Annotated in this window: 25 protein-coding genes, 1 tRNA gene and 1 pseudogene; 12 read left to right on the top strand and 15 right to left on the bottom strand. The window is 69.9% G+C overall.

Annotation, left to right across the window (positions count from 1 at the left end):
• Positions 1-16 precede the first annotated feature (16 nt).
• From AQJ91_RS18120 to AQJ91_RS18095, 6 genes are all read right to left on the bottom strand, one after another.
• Entirely contained in the window at positions 17-901 is an 885-nt protein-coding gene (locus AQJ91_RS18120) for a carbohydrate ABC transporter permease (RefSeq protein ID WP_067022336.1), read from the bottom strand.
• The gene (locus AQJ91_RS18115) at positions 898-1,875 is read right to left on the bottom strand and encodes a carbohydrate ABC transporter permease (RefSeq protein ID WP_067022334.1); all 978 of its coding nucleotides are present in this window, start codon (positions 1,873-1,875) and stop codon (positions 898-900) included. Before AQJ91_RS18115 ends, AQJ91_RS18120 begins: the two co-directional genes overlap by 4 nt.
• A gap of 5 nt (positions 1,876-1,880) precedes the next feature.
• Complete coding sequence (locus AQJ91_RS18110; RefSeq protein WP_067022332.1) at positions 1,881-3,194, bottom strand: ABC transporter substrate-binding protein; 1,314 nt, start codon at positions 3,192-3,194, stop codon at positions 1,881-1,883.
• Positions 3,195-3,401: 207 nt separating this feature from the next.
• Positions 3,402-5,120 (bottom strand): copper resistance CopC/CopD family protein, encoded by a 1,719-nt coding sequence (locus AQJ91_RS18105; protein WP_067022330.1) that lies wholly within the window; start codon positions 5,118-5,120, stop codon positions 3,402-3,404.
• Between the two features lie 352 nt (positions 5,121-5,472).
• On the bottom strand, positions 5,473-6,237 hold the full coding sequence (locus AQJ91_RS18100; RefSeq protein WP_067022588.1) for an SDR family NAD(P)-dependent oxidoreductase: 765 nt from the start codon (positions 6,235-6,237) through the stop codon (positions 5,473-5,475).
• Positions 6,234-6,707, bottom strand: coding sequence for a cupin domain-containing protein (locus AQJ91_RS18095; protein WP_067022328.1), 474 nt, complete (start codon positions 6,705-6,707; stop codon positions 6,234-6,236). Before AQJ91_RS18095 ends, AQJ91_RS18100 begins: the two co-directional genes overlap by 4 nt.
• 167 nt (positions 6,708-6,874) lie before the next feature.
• On the opposite strand from AQJ91_RS18095, the gene AQJ91_RS18090 reads away from it, so the two are divergent.
• The 5 genes from AQJ91_RS18090 to AQJ91_RS18070 all read left to right on the top strand — a co-directional run bounded on the left by AQJ91_RS18090 (position 6,875) and on the right by AQJ91_RS18070 (position 10,047).
• Positions 6,875-7,468: an HhH-GPD-type base excision DNA repair protein gene (locus AQJ91_RS18090; RefSeq protein WP_067022326.1), complete on the top strand. Its 594-nt coding sequence runs from the start codon at positions 6,875-6,877 to the stop codon at positions 7,466-7,468.
• A 75-nt stretch (positions 7,469-7,543) separates the two neighbouring features.
• Positions 7,544-8,206, top strand: a complete 663-nt coding sequence (locus tag AQJ91_RS18085) for an HdeD family acid-resistance protein (protein ID WP_067022323.1) — start codon at positions 7,544-7,546, stop codon at positions 8,204-8,206.
• 80 nt (positions 8,207-8,286) lie between these two features.
• A complete protein-coding gene (locus tag AQJ91_RS18080; RefSeq protein ID WP_067022321.1) occupies positions 8,287-8,604 on the top strand; it encodes a hypothetical protein in 318 nt (105 codons plus the stop codon).
• A gap of 405 nt (positions 8,605-9,009) precedes the next feature.
• Entirely contained in the window at positions 9,010-9,306 is a 297-nt protein-coding gene (locus tag AQJ91_RS18075) for a type II toxin-antitoxin system VapB family antitoxin (protein WP_003999914.1), read from the top strand.
• Positions 9,307-9,405: 99 nt separating this feature from the next.
• Positions 9,406-10,047, top strand: coding sequence for a LytR C-terminal domain-containing protein (locus AQJ91_RS18070; RefSeq protein ID WP_407696870.1), 642 nt, complete (start codon positions 9,406-9,408; stop codon positions 10,045-10,047).
• 118 nt (positions 10,048-10,165) lie between these two features.
• Here the strand turns inward: AQJ91_RS18070 and upp are convergent, their stop codons facing one another.
• Positions 10,166-10,801 (bottom strand): uracil phosphoribosyltransferase, encoded by a 636-nt coding sequence (gene upp, locus AQJ91_RS18065; protein ID WP_067022317.1) that lies wholly within the window; start codon positions 10,799-10,801, stop codon positions 10,166-10,168.
• 147 nt (positions 10,802-10,948) lie between these two features.
• Here upp and AQJ91_RS18060 point away from each other — a divergent pair, with 147 nt between their 5' ends.
• The 7 genes and pseudogenes from AQJ91_RS18060 to AQJ91_RS18030 all read left to right on the top strand — a co-directional run.
• Entirely contained in the window at positions 10,949-11,134 is a 186-nt protein-coding gene (locus AQJ91_RS18060; protein WP_067022315.1) for a hypothetical protein, read from the top strand.
• Between the two features lie 240 nt (positions 11,135-11,374).
• Positions 11,375-11,923, top strand: a complete 549-nt coding sequence (locus tag AQJ91_RS18055) for a tRNA adenosine deaminase-associated protein (RefSeq protein WP_067022313.1) — start codon at positions 11,375-11,377, stop codon at positions 11,921-11,923.
• A gap of 56 nt (positions 11,924-11,979) precedes the next feature.
• On the top strand, positions 11,980-12,411 hold the full coding sequence (tadA, locus tag AQJ91_RS18050) for a tRNA adenosine(34) deaminase TadA (protein ID WP_067022311.1): 432 nt from the start codon (positions 11,980-11,982) through the stop codon (positions 12,409-12,411).
• Positions 12,412-12,471: 60 nt separating this feature from the next.
• Positions 12,472-12,556: transfer RNA gene (locus AQJ91_RS18045), tRNA-Ser, on the top strand.
• Between the two features lie 258 nt (positions 12,557-12,814).
• Complete coding sequence (locus AQJ91_RS18040; protein ID WP_067022309.1) at positions 12,815-13,063, top strand: hypothetical protein; 249 nt, start codon at positions 12,815-12,817, stop codon at positions 13,061-13,063.
• A complete protein-coding gene (locus tag AQJ91_RS18035) occupies positions 13,048-13,488 on the top strand; it encodes a type II toxin-antitoxin system VapC family toxin (RefSeq protein ID WP_067022307.1) in 441 nt (146 codons plus the stop codon). The genes AQJ91_RS18040 and AQJ91_RS18035 overlap by 16 nt, the downstream gene beginning before the upstream one ends.
• Positions 13,489-13,716: 228 nt before the next feature.
• A pseudogene (locus tag AQJ91_RS18030) lies at positions 13,717-13,941 on the top strand (fatty acid--CoA ligase); the annotation flags it as partial.
• Positions 13,942-14,158: 217 nt separating this feature from the next.
• Here AQJ91_RS18030 and AQJ91_RS18020 read toward each other — a convergent pair.
• From AQJ91_RS18020 to AQJ91_RS17985, 8 genes are all read right to left on the bottom strand, one after another.
• Positions 14,159-14,725 carry a peptidoglycan-binding protein gene (locus AQJ91_RS18020; protein ID WP_067022301.1) on the bottom strand — a complete coding sequence of 189 codons (567 nt, stop codon included), beginning with the start codon at positions 14,723-14,725 and terminating at the stop codon, positions 14,159-14,161.
• A gap of 99 nt (positions 14,726-14,824) precedes the next feature.
• Positions 14,825-16,720, bottom strand: a complete 1,896-nt coding sequence (locus tag AQJ91_RS18015; RefSeq protein WP_079085041.1) for a PhoX family protein — start codon at positions 16,718-16,720, stop codon at positions 14,825-14,827.
• 1 nt (position 16,721) lies between these two features.
• Entirely contained in the window at positions 16,722-18,860 is a 2,139-nt protein-coding gene (locus AQJ91_RS18010; protein ID WP_067022299.1) for a peptidoglycan-binding protein, read from the bottom strand.
• A 105-nt stretch (positions 18,861-18,965) separates the two neighbouring features.
• Complete coding sequence (locus AQJ91_RS18005; protein WP_067022297.1) at positions 18,966-19,505, bottom strand: hypothetical protein; 540 nt, start codon at positions 19,503-19,505, stop codon at positions 18,966-18,968.
• Positions 19,506-19,697: 192 nt separating this feature from the next.
• Positions 19,698-20,426 carry a hypothetical protein gene (locus tag AQJ91_RS18000; protein ID WP_067022295.1) on the bottom strand — a complete coding sequence of 243 codons (729 nt, stop codon included), beginning with the start codon at positions 20,424-20,426 and terminating at the stop codon, positions 19,698-19,700.
• 36 nt (positions 20,427-20,462) lie between these two features.
• Complete coding sequence (locus AQJ91_RS17995; RefSeq protein ID WP_067022293.1) at positions 20,463-22,667, bottom strand: glycoside hydrolase domain-containing protein; 2,205 nt, start codon at positions 22,665-22,667, stop codon at positions 20,463-20,465.
• Complete coding sequence (locus AQJ91_RS54450) at positions 22,631-23,224, bottom strand: hypothetical protein (RefSeq protein WP_199847955.1); 594 nt, start codon at positions 23,222-23,224, stop codon at positions 22,631-22,633. The genes AQJ91_RS17995 and AQJ91_RS54450 overlap by 37 nt, the downstream gene beginning before the upstream one ends.
• Positions 23,225-23,529: 305 nt before the next feature.
• On the bottom strand, positions 23,530-24,081 hold the full coding sequence (locus tag AQJ91_RS17985; protein ID WP_067022289.1) for a peptidoglycan-binding domain-containing protein: 552 nt from the start codon (positions 24,079-24,081) through the stop codon (positions 23,530-23,532).
• Positions 24,082-24,450: the final 369 nt, after the last annotated feature.

Below are 24,450 nucleotides of genomic sequence, written 5' to 3'. Positions count from 1 at the left end.
TTTCAAGAAGGGGCCGTCAGCCCTTGTTGGCGCCGAGGGTGAGGCCGCCGACGAACTGGCGCTGGAGCAGGAAGTACACGATCAGGACCGGGACCGTGGTGATCAGCGCGCCGGCGGCGATCAGGTTGGGGTCGGTGAAGTACTGCCCGGAGAGGTTGTTCAGCGCCGAGGTGATCGGCATGTTCTCGCCGGTGGAGATCAGGACGAGGGCCCAGAAGAAGTCGTTGTAGATCCAGATGGACAGCAGGGTCGCGAGGGCGGCCATCGCCGGCTTGCACAGGGGCAGGGTGATCTGCCAGTACAGCCGCCACACCGAGGCGCCGTCGACGAGGGCGGCCTCGGTCAGCTCGTGGGGGAGCATCTTCATGTAGTTGCTGAGCACGAAGGCGCAGAAGCCGGACTGGAACGCCACGTGGATGAGGACGAGGCCGAGGGCGGAGTCGTACAGCTTGCCGGACATGGTGATGCCGGGCAGGTCGACGAGGAGGTACAGGCGGTACAGCGGGGTGATGATGACCTGCTGCGGCAGCAGGTTGCCCGCGGTGAAGACCAGCAGCAGGAAGAGGTTGACGCGGAAGTCGAAGCGGCTGACGTAGAAGGCGACCATCGACGACAGGAACAGCGTCAGCAGCACGGCCGGAACCGCGATCAACAGCGTGTTCACGAAGTAGTGGGACATGTCCGACTGCGTGAACGCGTTGATGAAGTTGTCGAGGTTCAGCGTGTCCGGGAGGGACACATAGCCCTTCTCGCTGGTCTCCCCGTACGGCCGCAGGGCCGCGTAGATCGCCCAGAGCAGGGGCGCGAGCCAGGCCAGCGCCGCACCGGCGAGGAAGACGTGCAGCAGGATCCGGGCGGGGCGGACGGGCGGACGGACTTTGGTCATGACGCTGGTGCTCATGCGCGCCGCTCCTTCCGGAAGGTGGCCACCAGGTAAGGGATGATCACGACGAGGGAGATCACCAGCAGGACGACGGCGATCGCCGATCCGTACCCGATGCGGCTGGACTCGCCGATGATGTTGTTGGTGACCAGGATCGACAGGAGCTCGGTGCCCTCGGCGCCCTTGTTGAAGACGAAGACCAGGTCGAAGGCGCGCAGGGCCTCGATGATGGTGACGACCAGGACGATGGTGTTGGTGGGCCGCAGGGTGGGGAAGATGACGTTCTTGAACGTCTGCCACTCGCCCGCGCCGTCCAGGGCGGACGCCTCGCGCAGCGCGGGGTCGACGCCCTTCAGGCCGGCCAGGTAGAGGATCATCATGTAGCCGGCGTGGCGCCAGGACGCGGCGATGAGGATGGCCCAGAGGTTGAGGTCCGGGTCGCCGATCCAGTCGATGTACTTGCCGGGCTCGTTGGCCCCGATGAGGCTGTTGATCAGGCCGGTGTCGGGGTTGTAGACGAGCTGCCAGACGAAGCCGATGACCGCCATCGACAGCACGACGGGCAGGAAGAACGCGGTCTGGTAGACCCGGCTGAAGCGGATCTTCTTGTCCAGCTGCACGGCCAGGAACAGGCCGAGCGGCGTCGGGATCAGGATCAGGACGACGAACCAGATCACGTTGTGCTGGACGGCCGGCCAGAACTGCGGGTTGTCGTTGAAGAGCTGCTTGAAGTTCTCCAGGCCGACCCACTTGATGGCGTCGAAGCCGATGCCGTCCCAGGTGGTGAAGGCGAGCGCGATGGAGGCGAGCGCCGTGACCCAGACGAGGGCCACGTGCAGGATCGTCGGCAGCCCGGCCATGAGGCCGAGCGTGAGCCGGTCGCGGCGGGTCAGCAGGCGCTTGTGGCCGGTCTGGACCCGCTTGTCCGATGCAGCGCCCGAAGGCGGCACGGCGGCCGCCTCCGGGGACTTCGTCGAGGTGTCGGTTGTCATCTGGATCAGCTGGACGCGAAGATCGTCTTCTTCTGGCGCTCGATCGACGAGAGCAGACTGTCGATCCCCTTGGGGTCGCGGATGAACTTCTGCAGCGCGGGCTGCATCACCGTGGAGGTGAAGTCCGGCCGGCTGTCGCGGTCCATGAACTGGGTCAGGCTCTTCGCGCCCGAGATCATCTCGTACGCCTTCTTCTGCAGCGGGCTGTACGCGGAGGTGTCGGCCTTGGTGGAGGCGGCGACGACGTTCGGGTCGGACTTGAGGTAGATCTCCTCGGCGGCCGGGGAGCCCAGGTACTCCAGGAGCTGCACGGCACCCGCCTTGTTCTTCGGGGCCTTGGAGAGCATGAAGCCGTCGGTGGGCGCCTCGACGGTGTCCTGGCCGTACGCCGGGTCGATCTCCGGGAAGGCGAAGAAGTCGAGGTCCTCGCGGTCGGCCTCGTTGGTGAACTGCTGGCCCACGAAGGTGCCCAGCAGGTACATGCCGGCCTTCTTCGACGCCAGGGTCTGCGCGGCGTCCTGCCAGGTGCGGCCGGTGGCGCCCTCCTGGTGGTACGGGAGGATCTCCGCCCACAGGTCGAAGGCCTTGCGCACCTTGGCGTCGGTCCAGGAGGCCTTGCCGGCCATCAGCTCGACGTGGAAGTCGTAGCCGTTGGCGCGGAAGTTGATCTGGTCGAAGGTGCCGAGCGCGGGCCAGGCGTCCTTGTCGCCGAAGGCGATCGGGACCAGCTTGTCCTTCTGCATCTGCTTGCACAGGGCGACGAAGTCGTCCCACGTGGTGGGAACTTCGTAGCCCTTCTCCTGGAAGACACTCTTGCGGTAGAAGAGCGCCCACGGGTACGTGTACAGCGGCACGAAGTAGTACTTGCCGTCCTCGCCCTTGCTGAGCCCCTTCATCGCGTCGGGGAAGTTGCCCTCGATGGTCTTCCACACGTCGTCGATCGGGGTGGCCAGGCCCTTGGCCGCGAAGAACTGCATGCGGTAACCGGCGAACCAGTTGAAGACGTCGTCCGGCGTGCCCTGCAGGTAGGAGTTGATCTGCTCCTGGAAGGTGTTGTGGTCCTTGGTGTTCACGTCGACCGTGAGCCCGGACTCCTTCTTGAACGCCGCGTAGATGTCGGCGAACGCCTTCTTCGGCACCGCGTCCGACGCGTTGGAGCCGACCGTGACGGTCTTCGGGTCGCTCGCCGTGCCACCGCCGCCGCAGGCGCTCAGCAGCGGGATGCCCGCGCCGAGCACAGCTGCGCCGCCGACGCCGCGCAGCAGGGTGCGACGGCTCGGCGAGGGGAGGGAGAGACCGGAGGGAGAGGTGTGGTGCATCTGCGGCTCCTGAGGGCAAGGGTTCGGCCGTGGGTAGCGGCACGAGTCGAAGTCCGTCGTAATCGATCAGAAATCAACTTGACCGAACACGTTGGCGCCATAACAGCCGTATGTCAGGTCATGCGTCAAGGGGTCCATGGGGCCGTTTTGGAAACGTGACCGACATTTCGAACTGTCCTGCCGGGCCGCTGCGAAACTTTCGCCGCCCTACCGGACGAGGACCTTCCTGGTCACGCTCACCTGGTCCACCTCCGAGACCCGCACCGTCACCTTCATCTCCCAGGTCCCGGCGATCGGCAGCTGGACGAAGCTGTTGCCCCAGTAGCCGCCCCGGTCGGTGAGCTCGGCGTCCAGCGGGCCGATCCGCTGCGCGGGAAGGGTGAAGGAGAGGCGGAGCTCGGGGACGCTGGAGATGCCGCCGTCGGGGCCGTAGACGAGCGCCTCGACCGAGTTGTCGCCCACCCGTCCCGGGTCGAGGGTGATCTGCACCTTGCCGGTGCCGCCGGGGGTGCCGACGTCGAAGGGGATCGTGGTGACCGAGGTGCCCACCGCCGGGGGCGCCGCCTGTGCCGCCTCGGCTTCCGCGCGGCCGGGGAGGGTGCCGGTGAGGATCGTCGTGATCACCAGCACGGCGGCACCGACGGCGACCTCGGCGAGGACGGAGCGGCGGAGGGCGGTGCGGGGGTGGGTGTCCGGTGCGGAAGGCTGCTCCGGCCGACTCTGCGCGGGTGGCGGGCCGCCGACCGTTTCCGGGACGCGTTCCGTCACGGCCGCCGTCTGCGCCGGGGCGAGCCGCGCCGTCCAGCGCCGCGACAGGCCCGCCGCGGCCAGCAGCAGCGCCACCGCGACCAGCTTGACGGTCAGGAGCCTGCCGTACGCCGTCCCGGTGAGCGCCTCCCAGGAACCGAGCCCCCGCCAGGACTGGTAGACGCCGGTGACCACCAGGACGGTCACGGAAGCGAACGCGAGGCGGGAGAAGCGGGTGACGGCGGCCGGGGTGAGACGGTCGCGGTGGAGTGCGGTGAGCAGGGCGACGAGGCCGCCGAGCCAGACCGCCGTGGCGAGCAGATGCAGCACGGACGAGGTCATCGCCAGCGGCACCTGGATACCGGCGGAGGCGTGTTCGCCGGCGGCCCAGGTGAGGGCGAGGCCGAGGGCGAGGGGGGCGCCGAGGAGCGTGCGGCGCCTGGGCGACCGTACGAGGACGAAACAGACGGCCACGGCCAGGAGCAGGGCGAGCCGCGCCAGCAGGACCACGCCAGGACGGCTGCTCAGGGTACGGGTGAGGGCTTGGGCATCGAAGGCCGTCGCCGGGCCCGTGCCCGCCTCGTACGGGGCGCGGAGCACCAGCAGGGCGAGCGTGGCCGCGAGGAGGGCCCACCAGCCGCCCCGGAGCAGCTTGCGCAGCGCCGCCCCCGGCTCCTCCCGCCGGCAGACCGCCACGAACACCGCCGTGCCGATGAGCAGGACCGCGCCGAGGTACGCCAGATAGCGGGCGATGTTGTAGAGGCCGGCCGTCGCCGGGTCCTCGACGGGGCCGGTGGGTGCCGTGGCCGTCGTCGCGGAGGGTTTGCCGACGGAGAAGGTGAACGCGCCGGAGACGGGGTGACTGTCCTCGGACACCACCCGCCAGGCCACGGTGTAGGTGCCCTCGCCGAGCTTGGCGGGGAGCGTCACGCGGGCGGTGTCTGAACCGTCCGGCGCGTGTTCGGGCTCGCCGGTGCGGAGACGCCGGTTGTCCGGGTCGAGGACGCGGAAGGAGTCGTCGAGGAGGCCGACGGACTCCGTGAAGGTCAGGGTGAGGTGGGTGGGGGCGGACTTGAGGACGGTTCCGTCCTCGGGGTCGGTGGTGCGGAGGGCGGCGTGAGCGGACGCGGGGGTCGTGCCGGTGAGGAGGAACAGGACCAGCAGGGGCGCCAGCAGCACCAGCCGTTGAATCCGCCGCCGGCCTTGTCGTTCGCCATTGCACCCCACGTTGTGTTCTCCGTCCGGGACGTTGCGTCGTGGATAGGTACGGATGCGGGGGCGGCGGCGCTCACTGGGGCGCCGGTGCGGGTGCGGGCCGACACCTTGGCCAACAGCGAGAGACAGCCGAAGGCGTGCCCCTCAAGGCCTGGGTCGTCGGCGATCCGGGCGGCGGCCAACGCCTCGTCGTAGAGGCTGCGCGCGGCGGCCGGGCGGCGACAGTCGTACGACAGCCACCCGGCCGCGATTGACAGATGGCCGGTCGCCGAGCACAGCCGCCTGCCGGCAAAGGGGGCAGAGCCCCCTGGCTGGCTCACCAAGTCGGCCGTGCCGACACCCCGCCGTCCACCACAAGATCCTGCCCGGTGATCCAGGACGCCCGCCCCGACGCGAGGAACACACACGCGTCCCCGACGTCCTCCGGCCGCCCCAACCTCCCGAGCGGCGCCGCCCGTTCCCACCTCGCCACCCCTTCCGGCCACGCCTCCTCCAGCCCGGCCCGGTCGATCAGGCCGGGCGAGACCGTGTTGACGCGGATGCCGTACGGGCCGTACTCCAGGGCAGCGGACCGCGCATGCATCACGACCGCCGCCTTGGACGCGGAGTAGTGCGCGTGCAACGGCGCCGGCCACCTCGCCTCGATGGACGCGATGTGGGTCACCGAACCGCCGTCCGCCTGCTCCCGCATGACCTCAGCGGCAGCCTGCGTACACGCGAAGACGCTCGACAGGTTGGCGTCCACCACCGCCCGCCAGTCCGCCGCCGTCATCCCCGGCAGCTCCTGGGTCGGCTGGACGCCCGCGTTGTTGACCAGCGCCGTCAGCCGCCCCTCCCCCCACTCCACCGCCTGCCCGACCAGCCTCCGGCACGCGTCCTCGTCGGTCAGCTCGGCCCGCAGGACGATGGCCCGTGAGCCCAGCTTCCGTACCCGCCGCGCCACTTCCACCGCCGCGTCCAGCTCCGTACGGCAGTGCACCGCCACCGCCGCCCCCTCCTCCGCGAACCGCAGCGCGATCCCGCGTCCGATGCCGCCGCTCGCACCGGTGACCAGGGCGACGTGTCCCTCCAGCAGTCTCATGGCCGACACAGTCCCGCAATCCGGTCGGCCTCCGCCGGATAACGCGCGATGAGCCACTCCGCGTCGCCGTGCTCATACCCCTCGTACGTGAACCCGGGCGCCATGGTGCACCCGAAGAACGTCCACGCACCGCCCGCCACCACCTGCGCCCCCATCCAGGTCCCGGCGGGGACGGTGAGTTGCAGGTGCTGGCCGCCTCTTATGTCCGGGCCGAGGACGGCCGTACGGGACGTGCCGTCGGGGGCTAGGAGGAGCAGTTCCAGCGGGTCGCCCAGGTAGAAGTGCCAGACCTCGTCGTCCGGCAGGCGGTGCAGGGCCGAGTAGTCGTCCGCGGTCAGCAGGACGACGATCGCGGTGCCCTGCGGCCGCCCGTCGGGCCGTTCGGGCCCGGCCCAGGTTTGCCGGAACAGCCCGCCCTCACGCGGGATCGGCTCCAGGGAGTAGTGCGCTACCAGGTCTTCCGGAGTCACGCCGGGAAGGCTACCGCCCGGGGGAGGAAGGCCAGTTGGGCGTGTTTCTCCGGCAATGCGTCGACGCCTCCTTCGGCGCCGCCCTGACCAGCCCCCACGTCGAGATGTGACCCACCGCTGACCTCCGCCCGGCTGCGTCCGAAGCGCAGCCGGGCGATCATCGGTCCATGGACGTCACCCTGCACCTCGCCCAGGACCCCGAAGCCGACGCGCTCCTCGGCCGCAGCCCGCTCGCCGCACTGGTCGGGATGCTGCTCGACCAGCAGGTTCCGATGGAGTGGGCGTTCAAGGGCCCCCGCACCATCGCGGACCGGCTCGGCGCCGACGACCTGGACGCGCACGACATCGCCGCCCACGAACCCGAGGCCTTCGCCGCCCTGCTGTCGGAGAAGCCGGCCGTGCACCGCTACCCGGGGTCGATGGCCAAGCGCATCCAGCAGCTGTGCCAGTACCTGACCGAGCACTACGACGGAAGCGCCGAGCTCATCTGGAAGGGCGTCGACGACGGCCGGGAGCTGCTGCGGCGCCTGGAGGACCTGCCCGGCTTCGGCAAGCAGAAGGCCCAGATCTTCCTCGCCCTGCTCGGCAAGCAGCTCGGCGTACGGCCCGAGGGCTGGCGCGAGGCCGCGGGCGCCTACGGAGAGCCGGATTCCTTCCGCTCCGTCGCCGACATCACCGGGCCCGAGTCACTGACCAAGGTGCGGGCGCACAAGCAGGAGATGAAGGCGGCGGCCAAGGCGGCGAAGGCCACCCGCAAGTAAGTCCCGCGTCACGCGGGTAAGTCGAGTGGACCCGTCCGGGTGGCGAGGCGGTGCCGCCCGGCCGAAGCATGGACCATGACCGAACCACCGTCCGGCTCCCCCTGGGGCCCGGAGTACGACGACCGCAAGGTCCACGCCAGGCCCCCGGCGAGCGGTCACGAACCCGAACCACCGTTCGAGGGCCCCCTGCACGCCCTGTCGCGCGCCGCCTGGCAGGCCGTCCTGCTCACCGGCGTCGCCTCCCTGGTTCTCGGCATCCTGGTCCTGGTCTGGCCGGGCGCCTCCCTGTTCGCCGCCGGGATCCTCTTCGGCCTCTACCTCCTCATCAGCGGCGTGTTCCAGCTGGTCGCCGCCTTCGGCACGCACCGGACGACCTCGCTGCGCGTCCTGGCCTTCGTCAGCGGCGCCCTGTCCGTCCTGCTCGGCCTGTTCTGCTTCCGCGGCCCCATGCGGTCGATCCTGCTGCTCGCCCTGTGGATCGGCATCGGCTGGCTGATCCGCGGCATCACCCAGACCCTGGCCGCCGCCTCCGACCCGGCGATGCCCGCACGCGGCTGGCAGCTCCTCCTCGGCGTGGTCACCTTCGCCGCCGGGGCCGTGCTGATCGTCTCGCCGTTCGAGTCGGTCGCCGTGCTCACCCTGCTCGGCGGCTGGTGGCTGGTCGTGGTCGGCGTCGTCGAGACCGTCACGGCGGTCCGGATCCGGGACCGCGCCCACCAGGTCCCGCGCGAGCTGTGAACCGCCGCGGGTACGCCGAGCGAGCGGTTCTCGCAGGCCGCGCGATGAACGACGTACGTCCCCCGGGGAGATGACCTCCCATGAGCAGCGTCGCGCACCTCATCCGCCGGTACGCCTGGCTCCGGGTGCCCGTCCTGCTCCTCGCCCTGCTCGTGCCGGGCGCGCACTCGGGGGTGCCGGCGACGCCGGTCGCCGTGGCCGGTGAGGCCGTCGAGTACGACGCCCTGGAGACCGACCTGCGGCCACCGTCCCGCGGCGCCCACCGTGCCGCCGTACCGCTGCGTCCCGCACCTCTCCCGGAGTCGGCGCCCCCGGCACCGGCGGGCCGGCCGCCCGCCCTGCCGCCGCGCACTCCGCCCGCGCTGCCCGCCGTACGCTCCGTGGTCCTGCGCTGCTGACCGGACCGGCCCACCGGTCAGCCACTCAGCACGACGCAAGGAACACACGCATGCCAATCGACCCATACGCGGTTCTGCGCGCCCTCCTACGCGCAGAAGCCGCACGCAGCGCGCCCAAGCCCCAGCCCGGGCCCGATCCCCGGGAGCGACAGCAGCCCCCACGGGACCCGAAACGCGACTGACCCACCTGGCGGCGTGGTCGAGGCGGAACTGCCTCTCCGCCGCGCCGCCTCATCAATCGGTCCCCTCACCGGTCGGTCACTGCGCGACCCAAGTAACGGTGGTTCGACGACTAGCCACATACACCCCATTTGACCAATATTGATCACGATCTGAACGCACTTGACTCGCACGGCCCGGGCCGGGAGGCTGCGCCCGGAGAGCCTTGACCGGTAGGCTTTCCGTGTGATCTTCAAGCGCATCGGAAACGGCCGGCCGTACCCCGACCACGGCCGGGAAAGCACCCGGCAGTGGGCGGACGTCGCGCCGCGCCCGGTCCGCCTCGATCAGCTCGTGACGACCAAGGGCCAGCTCGACCTGGAAACCCTGCTCGCCGAGGACTCCACCTTCTACGGCGACCTGTTCGCGCACGTCGTGAAGTGGCAGGGCGACCTCTACCTCGAGGACGGTCTGCACCGCGCGGTGCGGGCGGCGCTGCAGCAGCGACAGGTGCTGCACGCGCGTGTGCTCGAGCTGGACTGAGTGCCGCCCTTGTGAAGACTTGACCCTTTCGGGTTCTCCTGCGCGGCATCCAATGATCATCTAGTAGGCATTGCCGCCCGGGCGCACTACGCTGCGCCCATGAGCATGCTGACTCCCCCCGGCATGGGCGGCCGGTACCGCATCAAGGGCGACAAGTACCCGCGGATGCGCCGCCCCCGGCGCCGCGGCAGGCTCGTCCTCGTGGTGGTCGCCTCCGTCGCCGCCCTCGGCATGATCGGCTGGGGCACGCTGCAGCTCATCGATGTCTTCACCGGCGGCGACCAGGCCTCCGCGGTCGGCCCCAAGGCGGACTGCGCGACGAAGGTGACCCCGTCGGCCACCGCGAGCCCCGCCGCCCTGCCCCAGCCGGGCAAGATCACCGTCAACGTCTTCAACGCCACGCCCCGCAGCGGACTGGCCAAGGAGACCGCCGACGAACTCAAGAAGCGCGGCTTCAGAATCGGCGACGTGGGCAACGCGACCGAGGAGTTCGACAAGAAGGTCAAGGGCACCGGGATACTGCTCGGCCCCGCCTCCGCCCTGAACACCTCGCTGCCCGTCCTCGCCACCCAGCTCACCACCGCCGAGCGCCGCACCGACGACGCCCGCAAGGGCACCGACGTCGACCTGATCATCGGCACCGGCTTCAAGGCGCTCACGAAGAAGGCGGACGCCGACAAGGCCCTGGCCGCACTGGCCAAGCCCCAGCCGACGCCCAGCTCTTCCAAGAAGGCCTGCTGAGAAGCGCCCGGCAGGGGCGCGGGGCTGCATCGATATGCGGCTCCGCCGCGCGGGCGCGACCAGCCACAACGGACCGGCAGCCGCGATGGATCCGCACCCCTACGGCGAAAAGGCGTTCTTACTCCGCGGCGCCGTACAACCGGTCCCCGGCATCTCCCAGGCCCGGCACGATGTAGCCGTGCTCGTTCAGGTGATCGTCGACGGCGGCCGTCACGACCGTCACCGGCGTCCCGGCCAGCTCGCGCTCCATCACCTCGACGCCCTCAGGGGCGGCAAGGAGCACCACGGCGGTCACATCGTCCGCGCCGCGCTTGATGAGCTCCTGGATGGCCGCGACCAGGGTGCCGCCGGTGGCGAGCATCGGGTCCAGGACGTACACCTGACGGCCGGAGAGGTCCTCGGGCATCCGCGAGGCGTACGTGGACGCCTGGAGCGTCTCCTCGTTGCGGATCATGCCCAGGAAGCCCACCTCGGCGGTCGGCAGCAGCCGGACCATGCCGTCGAGCATGCCGAGGCCGGCCCGCAGGATCGGCACCACCAGCGGGCGCGGGTGGGAGAGCTTGACACCGGTGGTGGCGGCGACCGGGGTCCTGAGGTCGACCGCTTCGGTGCGCACGTCCCGCGTGGCCTCGTAGGCGAGCAGGGTGACCAGTTCGTCGGCGAGGCGGCGGAAGGTCGCGGAGTCGGTGCGCTGGTCGCGCAGCGTGGTGAGCTTGTGAGCGACCAGGGGGTGGTCGACGACGTGGAGACGCATGGCCACAACAGTAGCCGGGCCCTGGTCACCCGCCCGTCGCCCACCACCACCCTATTCGAGAGGGCTGCGCCCTCCCCGCTCCAATCCAAGCTGGCATCAAACCGCCCATCAGAGGGAAAGTGGGAGGGACATATCGGGGGTGTGCCCATGCCTGACCGTGAGTCCCGCGAGGAAGCCTCGCCGCGAGAGACCGAGGCCGCGCGCCGGCGCCGCCGGGCCCAGTTCCTGCGCGAACTGGCCGAGGCCCGCGAGCTGCGCGACCGCGTGCAGCCCCGCCGCGCCAAGGCCGCACGGCTGCGCCACGCCGTGCGTATGCGCACCTTCCGCTGGTAGGCCGCGGGCTCCGCACCCCTCACATGGCCGCCCGGATGCGGGCGCCGCGCCGACCTCGTCGTACGATCCCGCTCGTGGCCGATCAAAACGGGCGGACACAGGGAGCCGAAGACGTCCCCTCGACGCTCCGTTTCTGCCACGATTCCGAGTGGGTGGGGCTCAGGGTTCCGCACTCCCCGCCCGCAACCTCCGCCGGGGGGACCCCCAACCGGCACGTCTATGACCAGTGGGAGAGTCACGGTGTACTTCGCCGCACTGCTCGCGCGCACCGAAGACGGGTGGGAAGCGAGCGACACAGAGCTCGACGATGTGGAAACCCTGTCGGATCTGGCCGACCTGGCCCGCGAAGCCTCGCCCGAGGACGACACGGTGCTGGTGCTCATCGAGCAGGAGGACGCCTGGTTCGGCGTCGTCCGGATCGACGGCGAGGACGACCCTCGTATCTACGTCTCGGACGCCGCCGCCGCTGCCCGCAGCAGTTACGGCGAGATCCTGCTCACCGACGAACTGCTCGGAAGGGAGCCCGGTGACGACGGCGCCGACCTGGACTCCCTCGACCTCGACGGTACGGAGGAGCCTGACGACGACGCCGACACCGACGACGACACGGACGACGAGGACGGCGGCGGCTCCGCCGAGGCCGTCCCGCACAGCCCGGTGGGCGACAGCGAGATCCTCGACGACCTGGGCATCGGCGAGAAGGAGCTGAAGGCCCTGGACGCCGACGACGCGCTGGGCGCCATCGCCGAGGCCCTGGGCGCCTCGGAGGTCCTGGAGACCGTCCGCTGAGCCCGGAGCCCACCACGGGTCCACCGGATCCGGTACGCGACCGCTGGCGGGCCGCGATGCGGCTCGCCCTGGACGAGGCCGCACAGGCCCGCCGGGGCGGGGACGTCCCCGTCGGCGCCGTCGTGCTGTCCGGCGACGGTACGACCGTCCTCGCGACCGCCCACAACGAGCGCGAGGCGACCGGCGACCCGACCGCCCATGCCGAGATCCTCGCGATCCGGCGGGCGGCCGCGAAGCTCGGTGAGTGGCGGCTGTCGGACTGCACGCTGGTCGTCACGCTGGAGCCCTGCACGATGTGCGCCGGCGCGCTCGTGCAGTCCCGCGTGGACCGCGTCGTCTACGGCGCCCGCGACGAGAAGGCCGGCGCCACCGGATCCCTCTGGGACGTCGTACGCGACCGGCGGCTCAACCACCGCCCCGAAGTGATCGAGGGCGTACTCGCCGCGGAGTGCGCCCGGATCCTCACGGAGTTCTTCCGGAACCCGTGAACCCCTGAACCGCGAATACGGATTTCAAACCACACCCCGGCGTGCTGTAAGGTCTCTCCCGGTAGCGTGTCCGAGCGGCCGAAGGAGCTCGCCTCGAAAGCGAGTGTGGCGCAAGTCACCGAGGGTTCAAATCCCTCCGCTACCGCTCTCACACCCTCCTGACCTGCGGAAACGCAGTCAGGAGGGTGTTTTGCGTGCGACACGTACCTCACCACCATGCCGCACGGGAGACGCCTAGAGCACAATCGCCCCGCATGCCAAGCGCGTTACGCCCTCCCACGGAGGGATTCGCCATCTGCAGTCCCTCCTCCGAGGCGATCCCCGCGATTTCCCCGCGGCGGGGGCCTGCAGGAGGCCTCCATCCGACTGGACAGAAGTCCTACTACCAGTGGGATAATGCCGTATGGCTAGCGAGCACGCGCCTCCGGACGAGACCACTGTCAAGAAGTCCGTCACCATCCCCAGATCGCTTGCCCGCGAGGTCGAAGCCCGCACAGGCACCCGGGGTTTCTCGCGCTTCGTCTCCGACGCCGTCGAACACGCCCTCGCCCTGACCAAAACCAGGGAGATCGTCGAGGCGTACGAGGACGAGCACGGCTCCTTCACTCCCGAGGAAATCGAGGAGGCCCGCCGGACATGGCACGGCGAGTAGCCCCGGCGTTCCCCCGCGCCCTCCTCGTCCTTGATGCACAGCCGCTGTCTCTCCTGGCCGACCAGGACCGCAGAATGACACTGATGCTCAAGGTCGCCGAAGCCGAGGGGTACGCGGCCGCGATCTCCACGGTCAGCATCGCCGAAGTCCGCCGCACCGGACAAGCCGCGAACCACCTGCGCTGGCTCCGCTCCCGGCTCACCGTCATCCCCGCAACCGAGCTCATCGCCGACCGCGCGGCAGAACTACTGGAGGATGCCGGTCTGGACGGTCACGAAAACGTCGTGGACGCGCTCGTGGTCGCCACAGCAGCCTGCTCGGGCGGGCCGATGAAGGTCGCCTCCACCGACGGTTCCCACATTCCGAAGCTCTGCCACGCAGCATCCACAGGCCGCAGCAGCCCCGTGGAATGGGTCCGCGTCTGACCAATGTCCGGGCCCCCTTCGTAGTAAAAGGCGGGACACGCGGCTTCCCCAGGGCACGGAACAGGGACACAACAACAACCCATCCATGTTTGCCAGATCGCACATTCGACGCCAAAGCGGCCGTTGGTCACGTCCGCTGGAGTGCGCTGGAGTGGTGCGGCGCGGGCGGCGGTGACTCCGGCGGACCATCGGCACGCCCCGTTCAAGGTCCAGGTCGGACCACTTGAGGGCGAGCGCCCACTGGCCACCGTCGCCCTGAAGGAGAGCGCGACGACCGGCTTCGAAGCCCTGCGCACCTTCCTTGCCGACCAGGCCGGAATCGCGAAGTGGCAGCTCCCGGAGCGCTGGACGGTGATCGAGTCGGTCCCGGAGACGAGCGTGGGCAAGTTCGACAAGAAGGTGCTGCGCAGGCGGTACGCGGAGGGTGAGCTGGACGTGACCCGGCTCGGCTGAGACCGACGTACGACCGGACAGCCCTCGGTGTTCGCCGGGGCTGTCGGTTATGCGAGGGTTAGGCCGTAGCCGAAGAGGTTCAGGTAGCGCCGCGACCGTGTTGGGTCCGAGGATTCCAGCCGCATCAGCTTCGACCGGACCCCCTCCGCCTTGCTCCTCCCACCCTCCCATGCGGACATGGCGGGCAGGCTGCCGTGGCCAGCGGTCCCCCTGATCGTCACCGGCACACCGAACCTCCCAGTGGGCGGTAGAGGGCCTGGCGCCATTCGGATTGTGCGTCGAGGCCCCAGTAGCGGAAGAGGTAGGTGCCGTCGCTGACCCGGGCGCGCAGAAACACCCTGGTTCGGGTCCAGTCGCCCGTGGTCCGGTAGTGGATCCATTCCTGGCTGTCGTTGTAGACGGGGCCTACGACCAGGCGGTTGTCCAGTCTGGCCCAGGTCTTCGGGCCGACGACGCCGTCGACGTCGCTTCCGGTGAAGCCCAGGCGGCGCTGCAGGGTTTTGACGGCGTTCGCGGTGGTGGTTCCGTAGGCGCAGTCGACGTCAGTCGTGTCGAGGATGCGCTCCGCATGCAGGATGGTCTGCACCACGCCGACGGCGTTGCTGTTCCAGTACGGGCTTCCCGGCCACAAGGTGGCCTCGTCCTCGAAGTCGTTCTGGGCTCCGGGGTCCGCGTCGATGTACCCCTTGCTCACATCGGCGGTGGCGGGGCTGGGGCTCATCACGACGCCGAGGGCCAGCGCGGCGGTGGCGCCTGCGACGAGGAGGCGACGGATTCCTGGCATGAGACGATTCTCCGTTTCCCGGTGGAACGTCCGAGCGTTCCGACCGCTGTTTGCTGATGTTGTGTCAGTGAGCGGGAGTGCTGGACGCGCGCCATCCGGCTACTGGCCGGCGGCAGCCTCGGGACCGGCCGGTACCCGGACCGCGACGGTGGCCGAGCGCGGGCGGCCCCCGGGCTCGTGGTCCGGCCAGTTGCCGACGGCGCGTGGACGGTCGGCGGAGGCGGCGGTCCCCTGTCCGGGGTGCTGGATGTTGACGAACAGGGTGTGGCCGTCGGCGGATGCGGACACCCCGGTCACCTCGGCGCCGCGGGGCGCGGTCAGGAAGCGTCGTACCGTGCCGGTGCGGGGATCGGCGGCCAACAGCGCGTTGTTGCCGACGGCCCGGTGGACGGGGTCGGGCCCGCCGAGGTCGTGGGCGGGGATACCGGTGGAGATCCACAGCAGCCCCTCGGCAGTGAAACCCACCCCCTTCGGGCAGGCGAACCGCCCGTGCTCCGTCAGCTCCGCCGCACCACCGGTCAGGAACTCCTCCCAGCGGAACGTGTCCTCGGCGGCGCCATCTGATCCGTCCGTCCCCTCGCGCCACCGCAGCACCCGGCCGTACGGACTGTGCCGCGCCGACCGCTTCCCGGCGGACCCGGTGTCCTCGGCGCAGTCGGTGCATCCGGCCGGGCCGCTGCTGCCGGCCAGGGCAAGGTAGACCGAGCCACTGTGCGGATCCACGGCGACTCCCTCGGGTCCGGCCAGCCCGGTGGCCCCGAGGGCGTCGGCGGCGAGGCGGGCGCGGACCAGTACGTCCGCCTGGTCACGCCAGCCGTTGGCCGCGGTCAGCGGGCCCTGGCCGAAGGCCAGCGGGAGCCAGCGGCCAAAGCCGTCGTCGGCCAGGCGCGCGACGGCGAGCGTGCCGTGGTCCAGCGGGCTGCGGCCCTGGGCGCGGAGCGTGCGCCACGGCCTGGAGCTGACGAAGCGGTAGAGGTACTCGCCGTCCTCGGCGTCCGTGCTGTAGACGACAGCCCGTCCGTCGTGGGTCTCGGTGACGGTGGCTGCACCGTGCCAGAAGCGCCCCAGGGCGGTCCGCTTGACGGGCACGGAGTCCGGGGCGTCCGGGTCGAGCTCCACGATCCAGCCGAACGCCTCGGGCACCGCCCGGCGGTCGGCGAGGTCGAAGCGGGCGTCCGCGGTGTGCCAGGGGCTGCCCAGGCCGCCGGCGGCCAGGCCGTAGCGCCGCTCGTTCTCGCCGCGCCGCCAGGCGGGGCTGTCCGTGCCGAAGCAGGCGTTGGCGTTCCGCTCCGCCAGCAGGACGGTGCCCCAGGGCGTGGTCCCGGTGGCGCCGGGGGCCAGTACGCCCCGGAGGGCCGGCCCACCCGCCCCGGTGAGACGTTCGGCGGCCGGGCCGGCCGGCGTTACCCGGGTGTCGGCGGTCAGGCGGCGGTTGAACCGGGAGCCTGCCGTGCGCCACGCACCGTCGGATCCGGCCGCGGCCACGGCCACGACCGTCACTCCCTGCGCGGCCATCGCCACCTCGCCGGGCACCTGGCCGGCTGTCTCGTCGGCCGACTCGTGGGTGACGACCAGCAGGCCCTTGTGCCCTGCGGCGCGGGGAAGGAACTCCACACCGTGGTGGTGACTGCCGACCTGGAGGGCCTGGGCCGCCGCGCCGCCGCCGGCGGGCCGCCAGCGAGGGGAAGCGGGGCTCAGTCCGTCACCCCAGCGGGCCAGGGGCGCGGCCCGGAAGCCGGCCGGTACCGTCACCGTGTCGCTGGTGGCCGCTGGTACGGCGGCGAATGTGGACAGGGCGCGCACGGCGGAGCCCGTCCCCGTCCTCGTGGCCGCGCCCGTGCGCGGCGCGGCAAGGGCCGCGGGGGTACCGGAGGCGAGCAGTGCGGTGGCGGTGGCGGTGCCCGCGGCGAGAAACGAGCGGCGGGAAGCGCCCCGGCCGGCCGACTCGGCCGCGGGGTCGTCGACGCCGCGGCGGCTGTCGTCGTGCTGTCGCATGTCAGAACCTCTCCAGGTTGAGGGCCCTCTGCAGGGCACGGGTGGTGCCGGCTCCCCAGACGCCGTCCACGTCGAGGCCGGCGCCGGTCATCGTGTTGAGGTGCTCCTGCATGGCCCGCACGGACACTGCGCCGATGTCGCCGTCCACGACGAGGCCGGCGTCGGCCACCCGGTTGAGGTGGCGTTGCAGGGCCCGCTTGGACTCCGGGCCCCACACTCCGTCCGGCTCGGCCCCGATCGCCCGCTGGAGGGCCGCGATGGTCCGCGCGCCGAAGACGCCGTCCACCACGAGGCCCTCCCCGTTGGCGTAGGCGTTGTAGCAGGACTCGGTGTTCGGGCCCCACAGGCCGTCGACGAGGGCGCCCACCCGGTCCTGGAGCCAGCGCACCCCGTCGTAGGTGAGCGGGCCGAAGACGCCGTCGACGACGAGGGCCGGGCTGTAGCCCAGGCTGTTGACGGCGGTCTGCTGCTGCGTCACCGTGCGGATGGTGGTGTTGGCGCCACCGGACCATCCACCGTCGCCCGCGTGATCCATGTACGCCCGCTCGGTCGCCGGGCCCCACAGTCCGTCGGCGGTGACGCCGAGCCGGCCCTGGAGCCACTCCACGCCCTCCTTGGTCTGGGCACCGTACACACCGTCGGTGACCAGCGCGGGGGAGTAGCCCATGCCGTTCACGGCGACCTGCTGGGCACGGATGGTCCGCACATCGGAACGGCCGCCGCCGCTGCCGATGTAGGCGCCGAAGGCGGCCTCGGTCAGCGGGCCCCACAGTCCGTCGTCCTCGACGCCGACCGTCCGCTGGAGCCACTGCACGCCGGCGAGGGTGAGGGGCCCGAAGGCGCCGTCGACGGCCAGCGGGGGCTGGTATCCGAGTGCGTTGACGGCCCGCTGCTGCGCGTCCACCGACCGCACGTCGCTCCGGCCGGAACCGGTGCCCGGAGGTGGTGTGATCTCGATGGGGACGTTCTCTCCGCCCATCCCGCTCTGCACCCAGCTGCGCAGGTCGTTACCGGGGCAGGAAGTGGAGCCGAGCGCGCTGTGGTACGTAGCGCTGAGATCGCCGCCGCACAGCTCCTGTGCCTTGAGGAACAGGGCGCGGATGGCGGTCTTGGCGGCCTGGGTGGCGTCCCCGTCGCTGCCGATGAAACAGACTCCGATGTGGCTGGTGTTGTATCCCCGGGCGTGGGCGCCCACATTCGTCCAGCCCCGGCCCTCGAAGATCCATCCCTGCTGGTTGACCAGGAAGTTGTAGCCGATGTCCGGCCATCCCCGGCCGTCCATGTGGTAGTTCTGGATCTGGCGCACCGTCTGGCTGGGCGGGCCGGCCGAGTAGTGCACGCAGAAGCCGGTACGGCTGGAGAGCGGTACGTGTACCGTCGAGGTCGGCGGCCGGGCGCCCCAGTTCTCGCGGGAGATGACGTTGATGGCCGGGCCGGGAACGACGCCCACGCCGGGGTCCAGTGAGCCGTCATTGCAGTAGGGCGTCAGGTTTCCGGGGCACACGGTGTAGCCGGCGTCGTGCTGGTGGGGGTACAGCAGGTTGCCGGCTCGCAGGTTGTCACTGACCTCGGTCCGCAGGTGCCAGACGAGATCCTTGATGGAGGAACGCATGGCGGCGGTGGGCTGGTCGTTGAGCCGCAGCAGGCCGAGGATCGAGTAGAACGCCTCGTTCCGGCCGACCTGGCCGTGGCCGTCGACTCTGATGTGCCGGTCCTCCATGGTCGGGTCGGGGTGCGGGCCTTGCTTGGTCCCCTCCGCGTACCCTCCGTTTGCCTCGCCCCGTATATAGCCCTGTGCTCTGAAGATGTTTCCGTGCTGGCAGACGATGAAGTTGTAGGCGATGTTGCCGTACTCGCGGTAATGGGACGCCCAGATGTCGGCGATCTCGTACCGGCATTCTTCGCAGTCTGTGGAGTCGACGCTTCCTGGGCCGGCGTGGTGAACGAAGACGCCCCCCTTCCATGGCGTCCAGTCCCCTCCCGTGAGGTTGCGTGTGGTCGCCAGCGAGTCGATCAGGAGATCCTTCGCCGCCCCCAGCGAGATTCCGTTGTTGATCGAAAAGGCGAGGGCCAGGAGGTTCATGGTGCCGGTATTGCGCGTGTAGGGCGTCCAGGCGGTTCGCGACAGGATGGTGACCATGCAGGATTTCCTTCGACTGGTGACGGCTGACGGCGGCAGGCAGGGCAGTGGCAGTACATGAGGCTGGGAGGGCAGCGGTGCGACCGACGGTGACGGCAGGCGTATTCAGGGCGTGTACAGCGACTGCAGCCTGGTGACCCGGCCCTCTCCGTCGAAGCTCAGGTCGTAGCCGACGAGCGAGCGGGCTGAGGACGACTGGGCCGTCAGCCGGCTGACGAACTCGGCCTGGGAGTATGACGAGGCATGCTTCTCGTCGCCGAGCGGGACCGACAGCAGCACCTTGGCGTCCTCGGCCATGGGCACCTCGGTGTAGGGCCCCTCGCCCGGGACGATCACCCATGCCTCGAACTGGGTGTGGGCCTTCTTCTGGGCGGGCCGCACCGACAGATACGTCTGTCCGTCGCCGGTCCGGGCGTCCTCGATCTGCACGAACTGCTTGGTACCGGCCCAGGGGGCCGCACTGGGCGACGCCGACGTGCCGTCCGGGGCCGTCTCGTCGGCAGACGCGGAAGGAGTCGCCGATGTCACGGGTGCGGTGGCGGCCGCCTGCCCGTCGCCCTCACCGCTGCACCCGATCAGGGCCACGAGGCTGAGGGCGAGAGCGGTGAGGCAGCGCACGGCGGCCCGGCGGTGTGAGACGCGCATGGTCAAGATCCCCCAAGGATCAGGGGTGTTCTGGTTACGGCTCTCTACGCGCCACCCCACCCTTCGGGTTGCACCCCGATCCGGTTCTCTTCACCGCCCGTGCCCCTCATGCCGCCAAGCCGCCACCCGGCCCTGGAGCTCCCATGGTTCTCGACCTGCTGATCTGACCCATTCAGGGCTGGTTGAGGTGGTTCAGCGGACGGTTGCTCGCTGCCGGCGGGCGAGGGCTTCGGCGGCCTCGCGGCGGTCGGTGGCCAGTGGGTCGGCGGGGACGCCGGCTCCACGGCCCGGGTGTTCGCGCAAGCCGCGCAGCTCAGCGGCGAGACGAGGCAGGCGAGGGCTGCCGGGGGTGACGTCGATGCTGAACAGGGACTCGTCGGGCCGCTTGTCGTCCCCGCCCCAGCGGACCACGCCGTCGAGCTCGGCGAGGATGTCGCGGAGCACGGTCAACTGGTCCGGGAACCAGCCTCCGGCGGTGTCGGCCGGGTAATGGCCGGGGCGGATCCGCAGGGCGGTGCCAGAGGCCAGGTTGGAGGCGGGGGTCGCCGGGTCGAAGCCTGACGGGTGCTGCCAGCCGGTGACGTCGCCGGGGCGCAACTCGTCGATCTCGTAGTGGTGGCGGCGCAGCAGATGGACCAGAACGGTCTCCACGTCGCCGATGCGGGTGGCGACGGTGAGGCCGGTGCCAGGGACGGGGCGGGTCCAGACGGTGGAGACGTCGTCGGCCTGCTCCTCCATCACCCAGCCGTTGAATGAAACGGGGCGTTCCTTCGCCGCGGCGCCCATGGCTCCTGCGGAGCTTGCGGAGGCTGCCACGTCGGCGGCGGAAGCCGTCGGGGCGGTGAGGAGCGTGCCGGAGGCGAGTCCCAGCCCCAGGACCGCCGTGCCCTGCACCATCATGCGCCTGCTGATGTACGTCATGTCGTGCGTCCTTCCTCGATGTGCTGTGGGCAGGGGTCAGTTCGCCGCGGCGCGGTGGCGGGCGTAGTAGCTCTCCATGACGCGGTACACGCCGCCGACGTCCCGGCCGTACTGTTCGGTGACGGCTTCCTCGGTGCCGTTGTAACGGGCGATGATCCGTTCGCTGTCGGAGTCCGAGGTGTCCAGGCCGGGGCGGGGCAGATCGATCTGGAAGGCGTTGTAGACCGTCAGGTAGGCCGCGGTCTCGATGTTGTACTCGGGGTCTTCGTGGAGTCTGGTCCACACGGTGGAGCGGTCGTCCTCGAGCGTCAGCAGCGGCTCATTGAGGAGGCCCTGCTCCACGCAGTAGTTGCGGGCCTCGATGGCGACCCAGCCGTAGATCTGGCCCCAGCCGGTGCTGGAGTCGTCCTTCAGGCCGGCCTTGAAGGCTTCGTCGGCTATGGGGTCCAGCGGGTTGAACTGCCGCAGTTCCCACAGCACTGGTGCCTGCACCAGGGCCTTCCGCAGCCGGAGGTTGCGGGCCAGACGGGTGAAGAGCCAGTCCATGGAGACGACTGCGTCGATGGCCTCGGAGTTGGATATGCCGCCGAGGGTGCCCCAGTCGTCGTCGGTCCAGCCGTCTCCTCCGGTCTCGGGGACCCCGATACTCTCGAGGTAGGTGCGGATCTCGGCCTTCATCGCCTCGTGGTCGGCGGCGACGATGTCGACGTCGAGGGCCTCGGTGTAAGAGGCGGGGTTGAAGGTCCGCTCGCCGTCGTCGCGGCCCGAGGCGATGTTCTTGTCGATCTCTATGGCGCCCTCGCCGGAGCCGACGGTGAGGGTAGCGATCTGGTCGAATGCCCAGTTGGCGGGCAAGGCGTAGCCGAGGTTTCCGGAGAAGCCGCTGGACATGTCGGAGACGAAGCTGGCGTCGGCGTAGCCGGCGTCCGAGACGCGGCGACACACGTTGCGGGCGCCGTATACGCCGATCCGGTAACGGGAGTAGGTCGTGATCACGTGGTGGACGCCACGGAAGTGCGGCAGGACGGAGGCGGTGACTTCGCCATCGAGGGCGTCGAAGTCGACGGCGAAGTAGATGCGGGCGCCGTCCTGGAAGCCGTGTCGCCGTGCCCAGACGATGGCGTCGTGGGCGTCGTGAAGGCCCTGGCTGTAGGAGAAGTAGTCGGCGCTGCCGCCCCAGGTCTGGTAGATCGGGAAGCAGCTCAGACCGGCCGCGGCGATGGTGTCGAGCTCACCGGGCTTGATCATCTTGTCGAGGGTGGAGCCGGCCACGTTGCTCAGGTACCGGCCGACGTGCCGGTATCCGGCGTCGTGGAGGGCCTGCGCGCGGGCCGGGGTGACGGTGGTGATGCAGTCGCAGGCGGTGCCGGGGCGGGACTGGTCGCCGTAGGAGACCAGCAGCGACGCCCACGTGGAGAAGTCGACGGTGCCGGTCTGCGGCAGGGCGACGTACGACTGGAACAGCGCGACCGCTTCCGCGACCTGTGCGTCGTAAGAGGAAGTGAACACCACCGGGCGGTCGTTGAGGACCAAGGCAGCGGTGAGCAGGGACACCCAGACACCGCGGTCACCGGAAGCCAGGGGGTGGCTGCGCAGGCCGGACTGGGTGCCGGGGCCGAAAACGCCATTGGCGGTGCCGTCCGCCATGCCCAGCTCGTACTGGATCGCGTACAGCATCGACTTGGCAACACTGCGGGAGTGGTGACCGTCACAGGGGATGACGAAGAAGTCGGCGCGGCCGATGTAGCGTCCGTTGAGCCAGCGCTGGACAGTCTGCACGGCCGAGCTGCCGGCCCGGTCGCCGTAGGTCACCAGCACGTACGGGTCCATGTTCAGTAGGCCCTTGAACACCTTCGGGGTGAGGCCGGTTCCTTCGACGTTGCCGACGCCCATGTCCTGCTTGAGCTGTGTCACGGACGCGGTGACGCGCGGCCCCCAGACACCGTCGATGTCGCCGCCGTCGTATCCCTTGCAGTAGAGCGCCGACTGCACGATCTTCGCGAAGTTCTCCGACGGTACGGTCGCCGCGGTGAGTGACGGATACGCCGCTCTCAGGGTGCTCAGGGTGGTGGGGCCGAAGCTGTTGGACAGGGCGGTGATACCGAGTTCGTACTGGAGCGCGCGGGTGAGCGCGTACATCGTGGCCCAGCCGGTTTGCCCGTTCTCCTCAAGCGTCATGCCAATTACGTCGCTGTATGTGTTGTTCACGAACTGCTGTGCGCGCAGCACCAGTTCATCCATGACGGTCTACCTTCCGGCTTGGGGTGTAGCTGCTTTGGACGATCACGCGAGGCGAGGCTGCCCGTCGGCCGAACGCCGCAGGTGGCTCCACCAGCCGCAACCAAGATCGGCTGGACGGCCGCCGCTGGAGGGCGCAAAACGGCCGGAAGGATCACACCGGCGAGGGTGAGCGCGCCGAAGACGCCGTCCTCGGCCAGCCGGGGCGTGTGCCCGAGGAGGTCCACGGCGCCCTGCTGGGAGACCACCGAGCTGATGTTGCTGCGGCCGCCGGAGCCGATGCCGGGAGTCACCACGATCGGGATGCTCTCGCCGTCCATGCCGCCCAGCACCGAGTTGCGCAGGTCGTTGCCGGGGCAGGCGGTGGGGGCGCCAGGCAGGCCACTGTGGTCAGTGGCGTTGAGGGCGCGGCCGCAGAGCTCCGGCGCCTTGTAGTAGAGGGAGCGGATCGAGGTGCCGATGAAGCAGACCCCGATGTGGGTGGCGTTGTAATTGACCGTGTGCGAGCCGCGATGGTTCCAAGCCGACGCCCTCGTAGGTCCATCCCTGCCGGTCGACAAGGGAGTTGTAGCCGATGTCGGGCCAGCCGCTGCCGTCCATGTGGAAGTTCTGGATCTGCTTGACGGTCGGGGTGGGCGGGCCCGCCGACCAGTGCACGGTGAAGCGGGTGCACTGGGAGCGGGCGACCGAGCATTCGTCCGTCGGCGGTCGGGCTCCCCACGACTCCCGCGGGATGATGGAGACCTGCGGCCGGCACCACGACCACACCGGGATCCGGCGAGCCGTCTCGGCTGTACGGGAGCAGTGGGCCGGGGCCTTGGGCGTCGGCCCACTGCTGGTGCGGGCAGATGAGGTGCTGCTGGGTTCAGCCGCCAGGAACAAAGCAGGTCGCGAAGGGGTCGTAAATTGCCGTTTCCCACAAATTCGAGCCCACACCCGCTTCAGGGTTCTCAAAGCGGTAGGCGCCACCAGAGCTACGTACGAACGTAACGGCGCGCGCTTTGCCGAAGTAGTAGACCTTGCCCGTGCTTCCCCGGAGGTGGTTGTCCGCGATACTGAAGGTCTTGCTGCCCACGACCCCGTCTGCCTCCAGGCCCCATCTCGCCTGCAGCTTCTTCGTTGCATAGGTGGTGTTGGCGCCGAAATCACAGTCGATGTCTGCGTAGTCGTAAGCTGTGCCGTTCTGTTCTCTGGCGCCTTCCGCCCACAGGACGTACTGCCAGAGACCAACCGCGTTGGATATCTGGTATTTGCCTCCCGCCCAAAGAGGGCCCTCATCCCCCCAGTCATCGGTGATCGTGCCGGTGCCAAAGATGTACCCCTGCGAGATACTTGCCGACGCAGGGCTCGTGCTCAGCGCCGTCAAGCCCAGGGCGGTGCATGCGGCAAGCGCGACCAAAGCCCTCTTGACAGACATACGTTCTCCTAATTTCTCAGAGAGGGAGGCGGCAGGATTGCTCGCCTCGAATCTGATCCGGGAAGACCTTGTCGGTGCCGGACTGTCCGGTCAGAGCGGGAGGTGAATAGCGAGGTCATGCGCGGTCGTCACGGCCGGTGCCCGCGCTGCACGACGTGCACGGCAGCCCGGCCCGGTCGCTGAGCGTGCCGGTCGTTTGCACCGGCCGGCTCCGCGACGAGACTGCGGGTTCGGCGTGATGTTCTGCCACAGCTGGCGCGGAAGTGACCTCATCCCGGGACATCCCACGCGCTGACCTGCGGAGATGTCGCCCGCTGAGTCGCTGCGGCGGGATCCGCTCTGTGATCCCCGTGGCAAACTGATGCAGAA

Source organism: Streptomyces dysideae (assembly GCF_001514305.1).
GTDB classification, from domain to species: domain Bacteria; phylum Actinomycetota; class Actinomycetes; order Streptomycetales; family Streptomycetaceae; genus Streptomyces; species Streptomyces dysideae.
This window is presented reverse-complemented; position numbering and strand designations above follow the sequence as displayed.

Bases quoted from the DNA above. Each gene is read 5' to 3' on its own strand.
- AQJ91_RS18120 (WP_067022336.1), bottom strand. From the start codon at position 901: ATGAGCACCAGCGTCATGACCAAAGTCCGTCCGCCCGTCCGCCCCGCC.
- AQJ91_RS18115 (WP_067022334.1), bottom strand. From the start codon at position 1,875: ATGACAACCGACACCTCGACGAAGTCCCCGGAGGCGGCCGCCGTGCCG.
- AQJ91_RS18110 (WP_067022332.1), bottom strand. From the start codon at position 3,194: ATGCACCACACCTCTCCCTCCGGTCTCTCCCTCCCCTCGCCGAGCCGT.
- AQJ91_RS18100 (WP_067022588.1), bottom strand. From the start codon at position 6,237: ATGAGACTGCTGGAGGGACACGTCGCCCTGGTCACCGGTGCGAGCGGC.
- AQJ91_RS18090 (WP_067022326.1), top strand. From the start codon at position 6,875: ATGGACGTCACCCTGCACCTCGCCCAGGACCCCGAAGCCGACGCGCTC.
- AQJ91_RS18085 (WP_067022323.1), top strand. From the start codon at position 7,544: ATGACCGAACCACCGTCCGGCTCCCCCTGGGGCCCGGAGTACGACGAC.
- AQJ91_RS18080 (WP_067022321.1), top strand. From the start codon at position 8,287: ATGAGCAGCGTCGCGCACCTCATCCGCCGGTACGCCTGGCTCCGGGTG.
- AQJ91_RS18070 (WP_407696870.1), top strand. From the start codon at position 9,406: ATGAGCATGCTGACTCCCCCCGGCATGGGCGGCCGGTACCGCATCAAG.
- upp (WP_067022317.1), bottom strand. From the start codon at position 10,801: ATGCGTCTCCACGTCGTCGACCACCCCCTGGTCGCTCACAAGCTCACC.
- AQJ91_RS18060 (WP_067022315.1), top strand. From the start codon at position 10,949: ATGCCTGACCGTGAGTCCCGCGAGGAAGCCTCGCCGCGAGAGACCGAG.
- tadA (WP_067022311.1), top strand. From the start codon at position 11,980: ATGCGGCTCGCCCTGGACGAGGCCGCACAGGCCCGCCGGGGCGGGGAC.
- AQJ91_RS18040 (WP_067022309.1), top strand. From the start codon at position 12,815: ATGGCTAGCGAGCACGCGCCTCCGGACGAGACCACTGTCAAGAAGTCC.
- AQJ91_RS18035 (WP_067022307.1), top strand. From the start codon at position 13,048: ATGGCACGGCGAGTAGCCCCGGCGTTCCCCCGCGCCCTCCTCGTCCTT.
- AQJ91_RS18020 (WP_067022301.1), bottom strand. From the start codon at position 14,725: ATGCCAGGAATCCGTCGCCTCCTCGTCGCAGGCGCCACCGCCGCGCTG.
- AQJ91_RS18015 (WP_079085041.1), bottom strand. From the start codon at position 16,720: ATGCGACAGCACGACGACAGCCGCCGCGGCGTCGACGACCCCGCGGCC.
- AQJ91_RS18010 (WP_067022299.1), bottom strand. From the start codon at position 18,860: ATGGTCACCATCCTGTCGCGAACCGCCTGGACGCCCTACACGCGCAAT.
- AQJ91_RS18005 (WP_067022297.1), bottom strand. From the start codon at position 19,505: ATGCGCGTCTCACACCGCCGGGCCGCCGTGCGCTGCCTCACCGCTCTC.
- AQJ91_RS18000 (WP_067022295.1), bottom strand. From the start codon at position 20,426: ATGACGTACATCAGCAGGCGCATGATGGTGCAGGGCACGGCGGTCCTG.
- AQJ91_RS17995 (WP_067022293.1), bottom strand. From the start codon at position 22,667: ATGGATGAACTGGTGCTGCGCGCACAGCAGTTCGTGAACAACACATAC.
- AQJ91_RS17985 (WP_067022289.1), bottom strand. From the start codon at position 24,081: ATGTCTGTCAAGAGGGCTTTGGTCGCGCTTGCCGCATGCACCGCCCTG.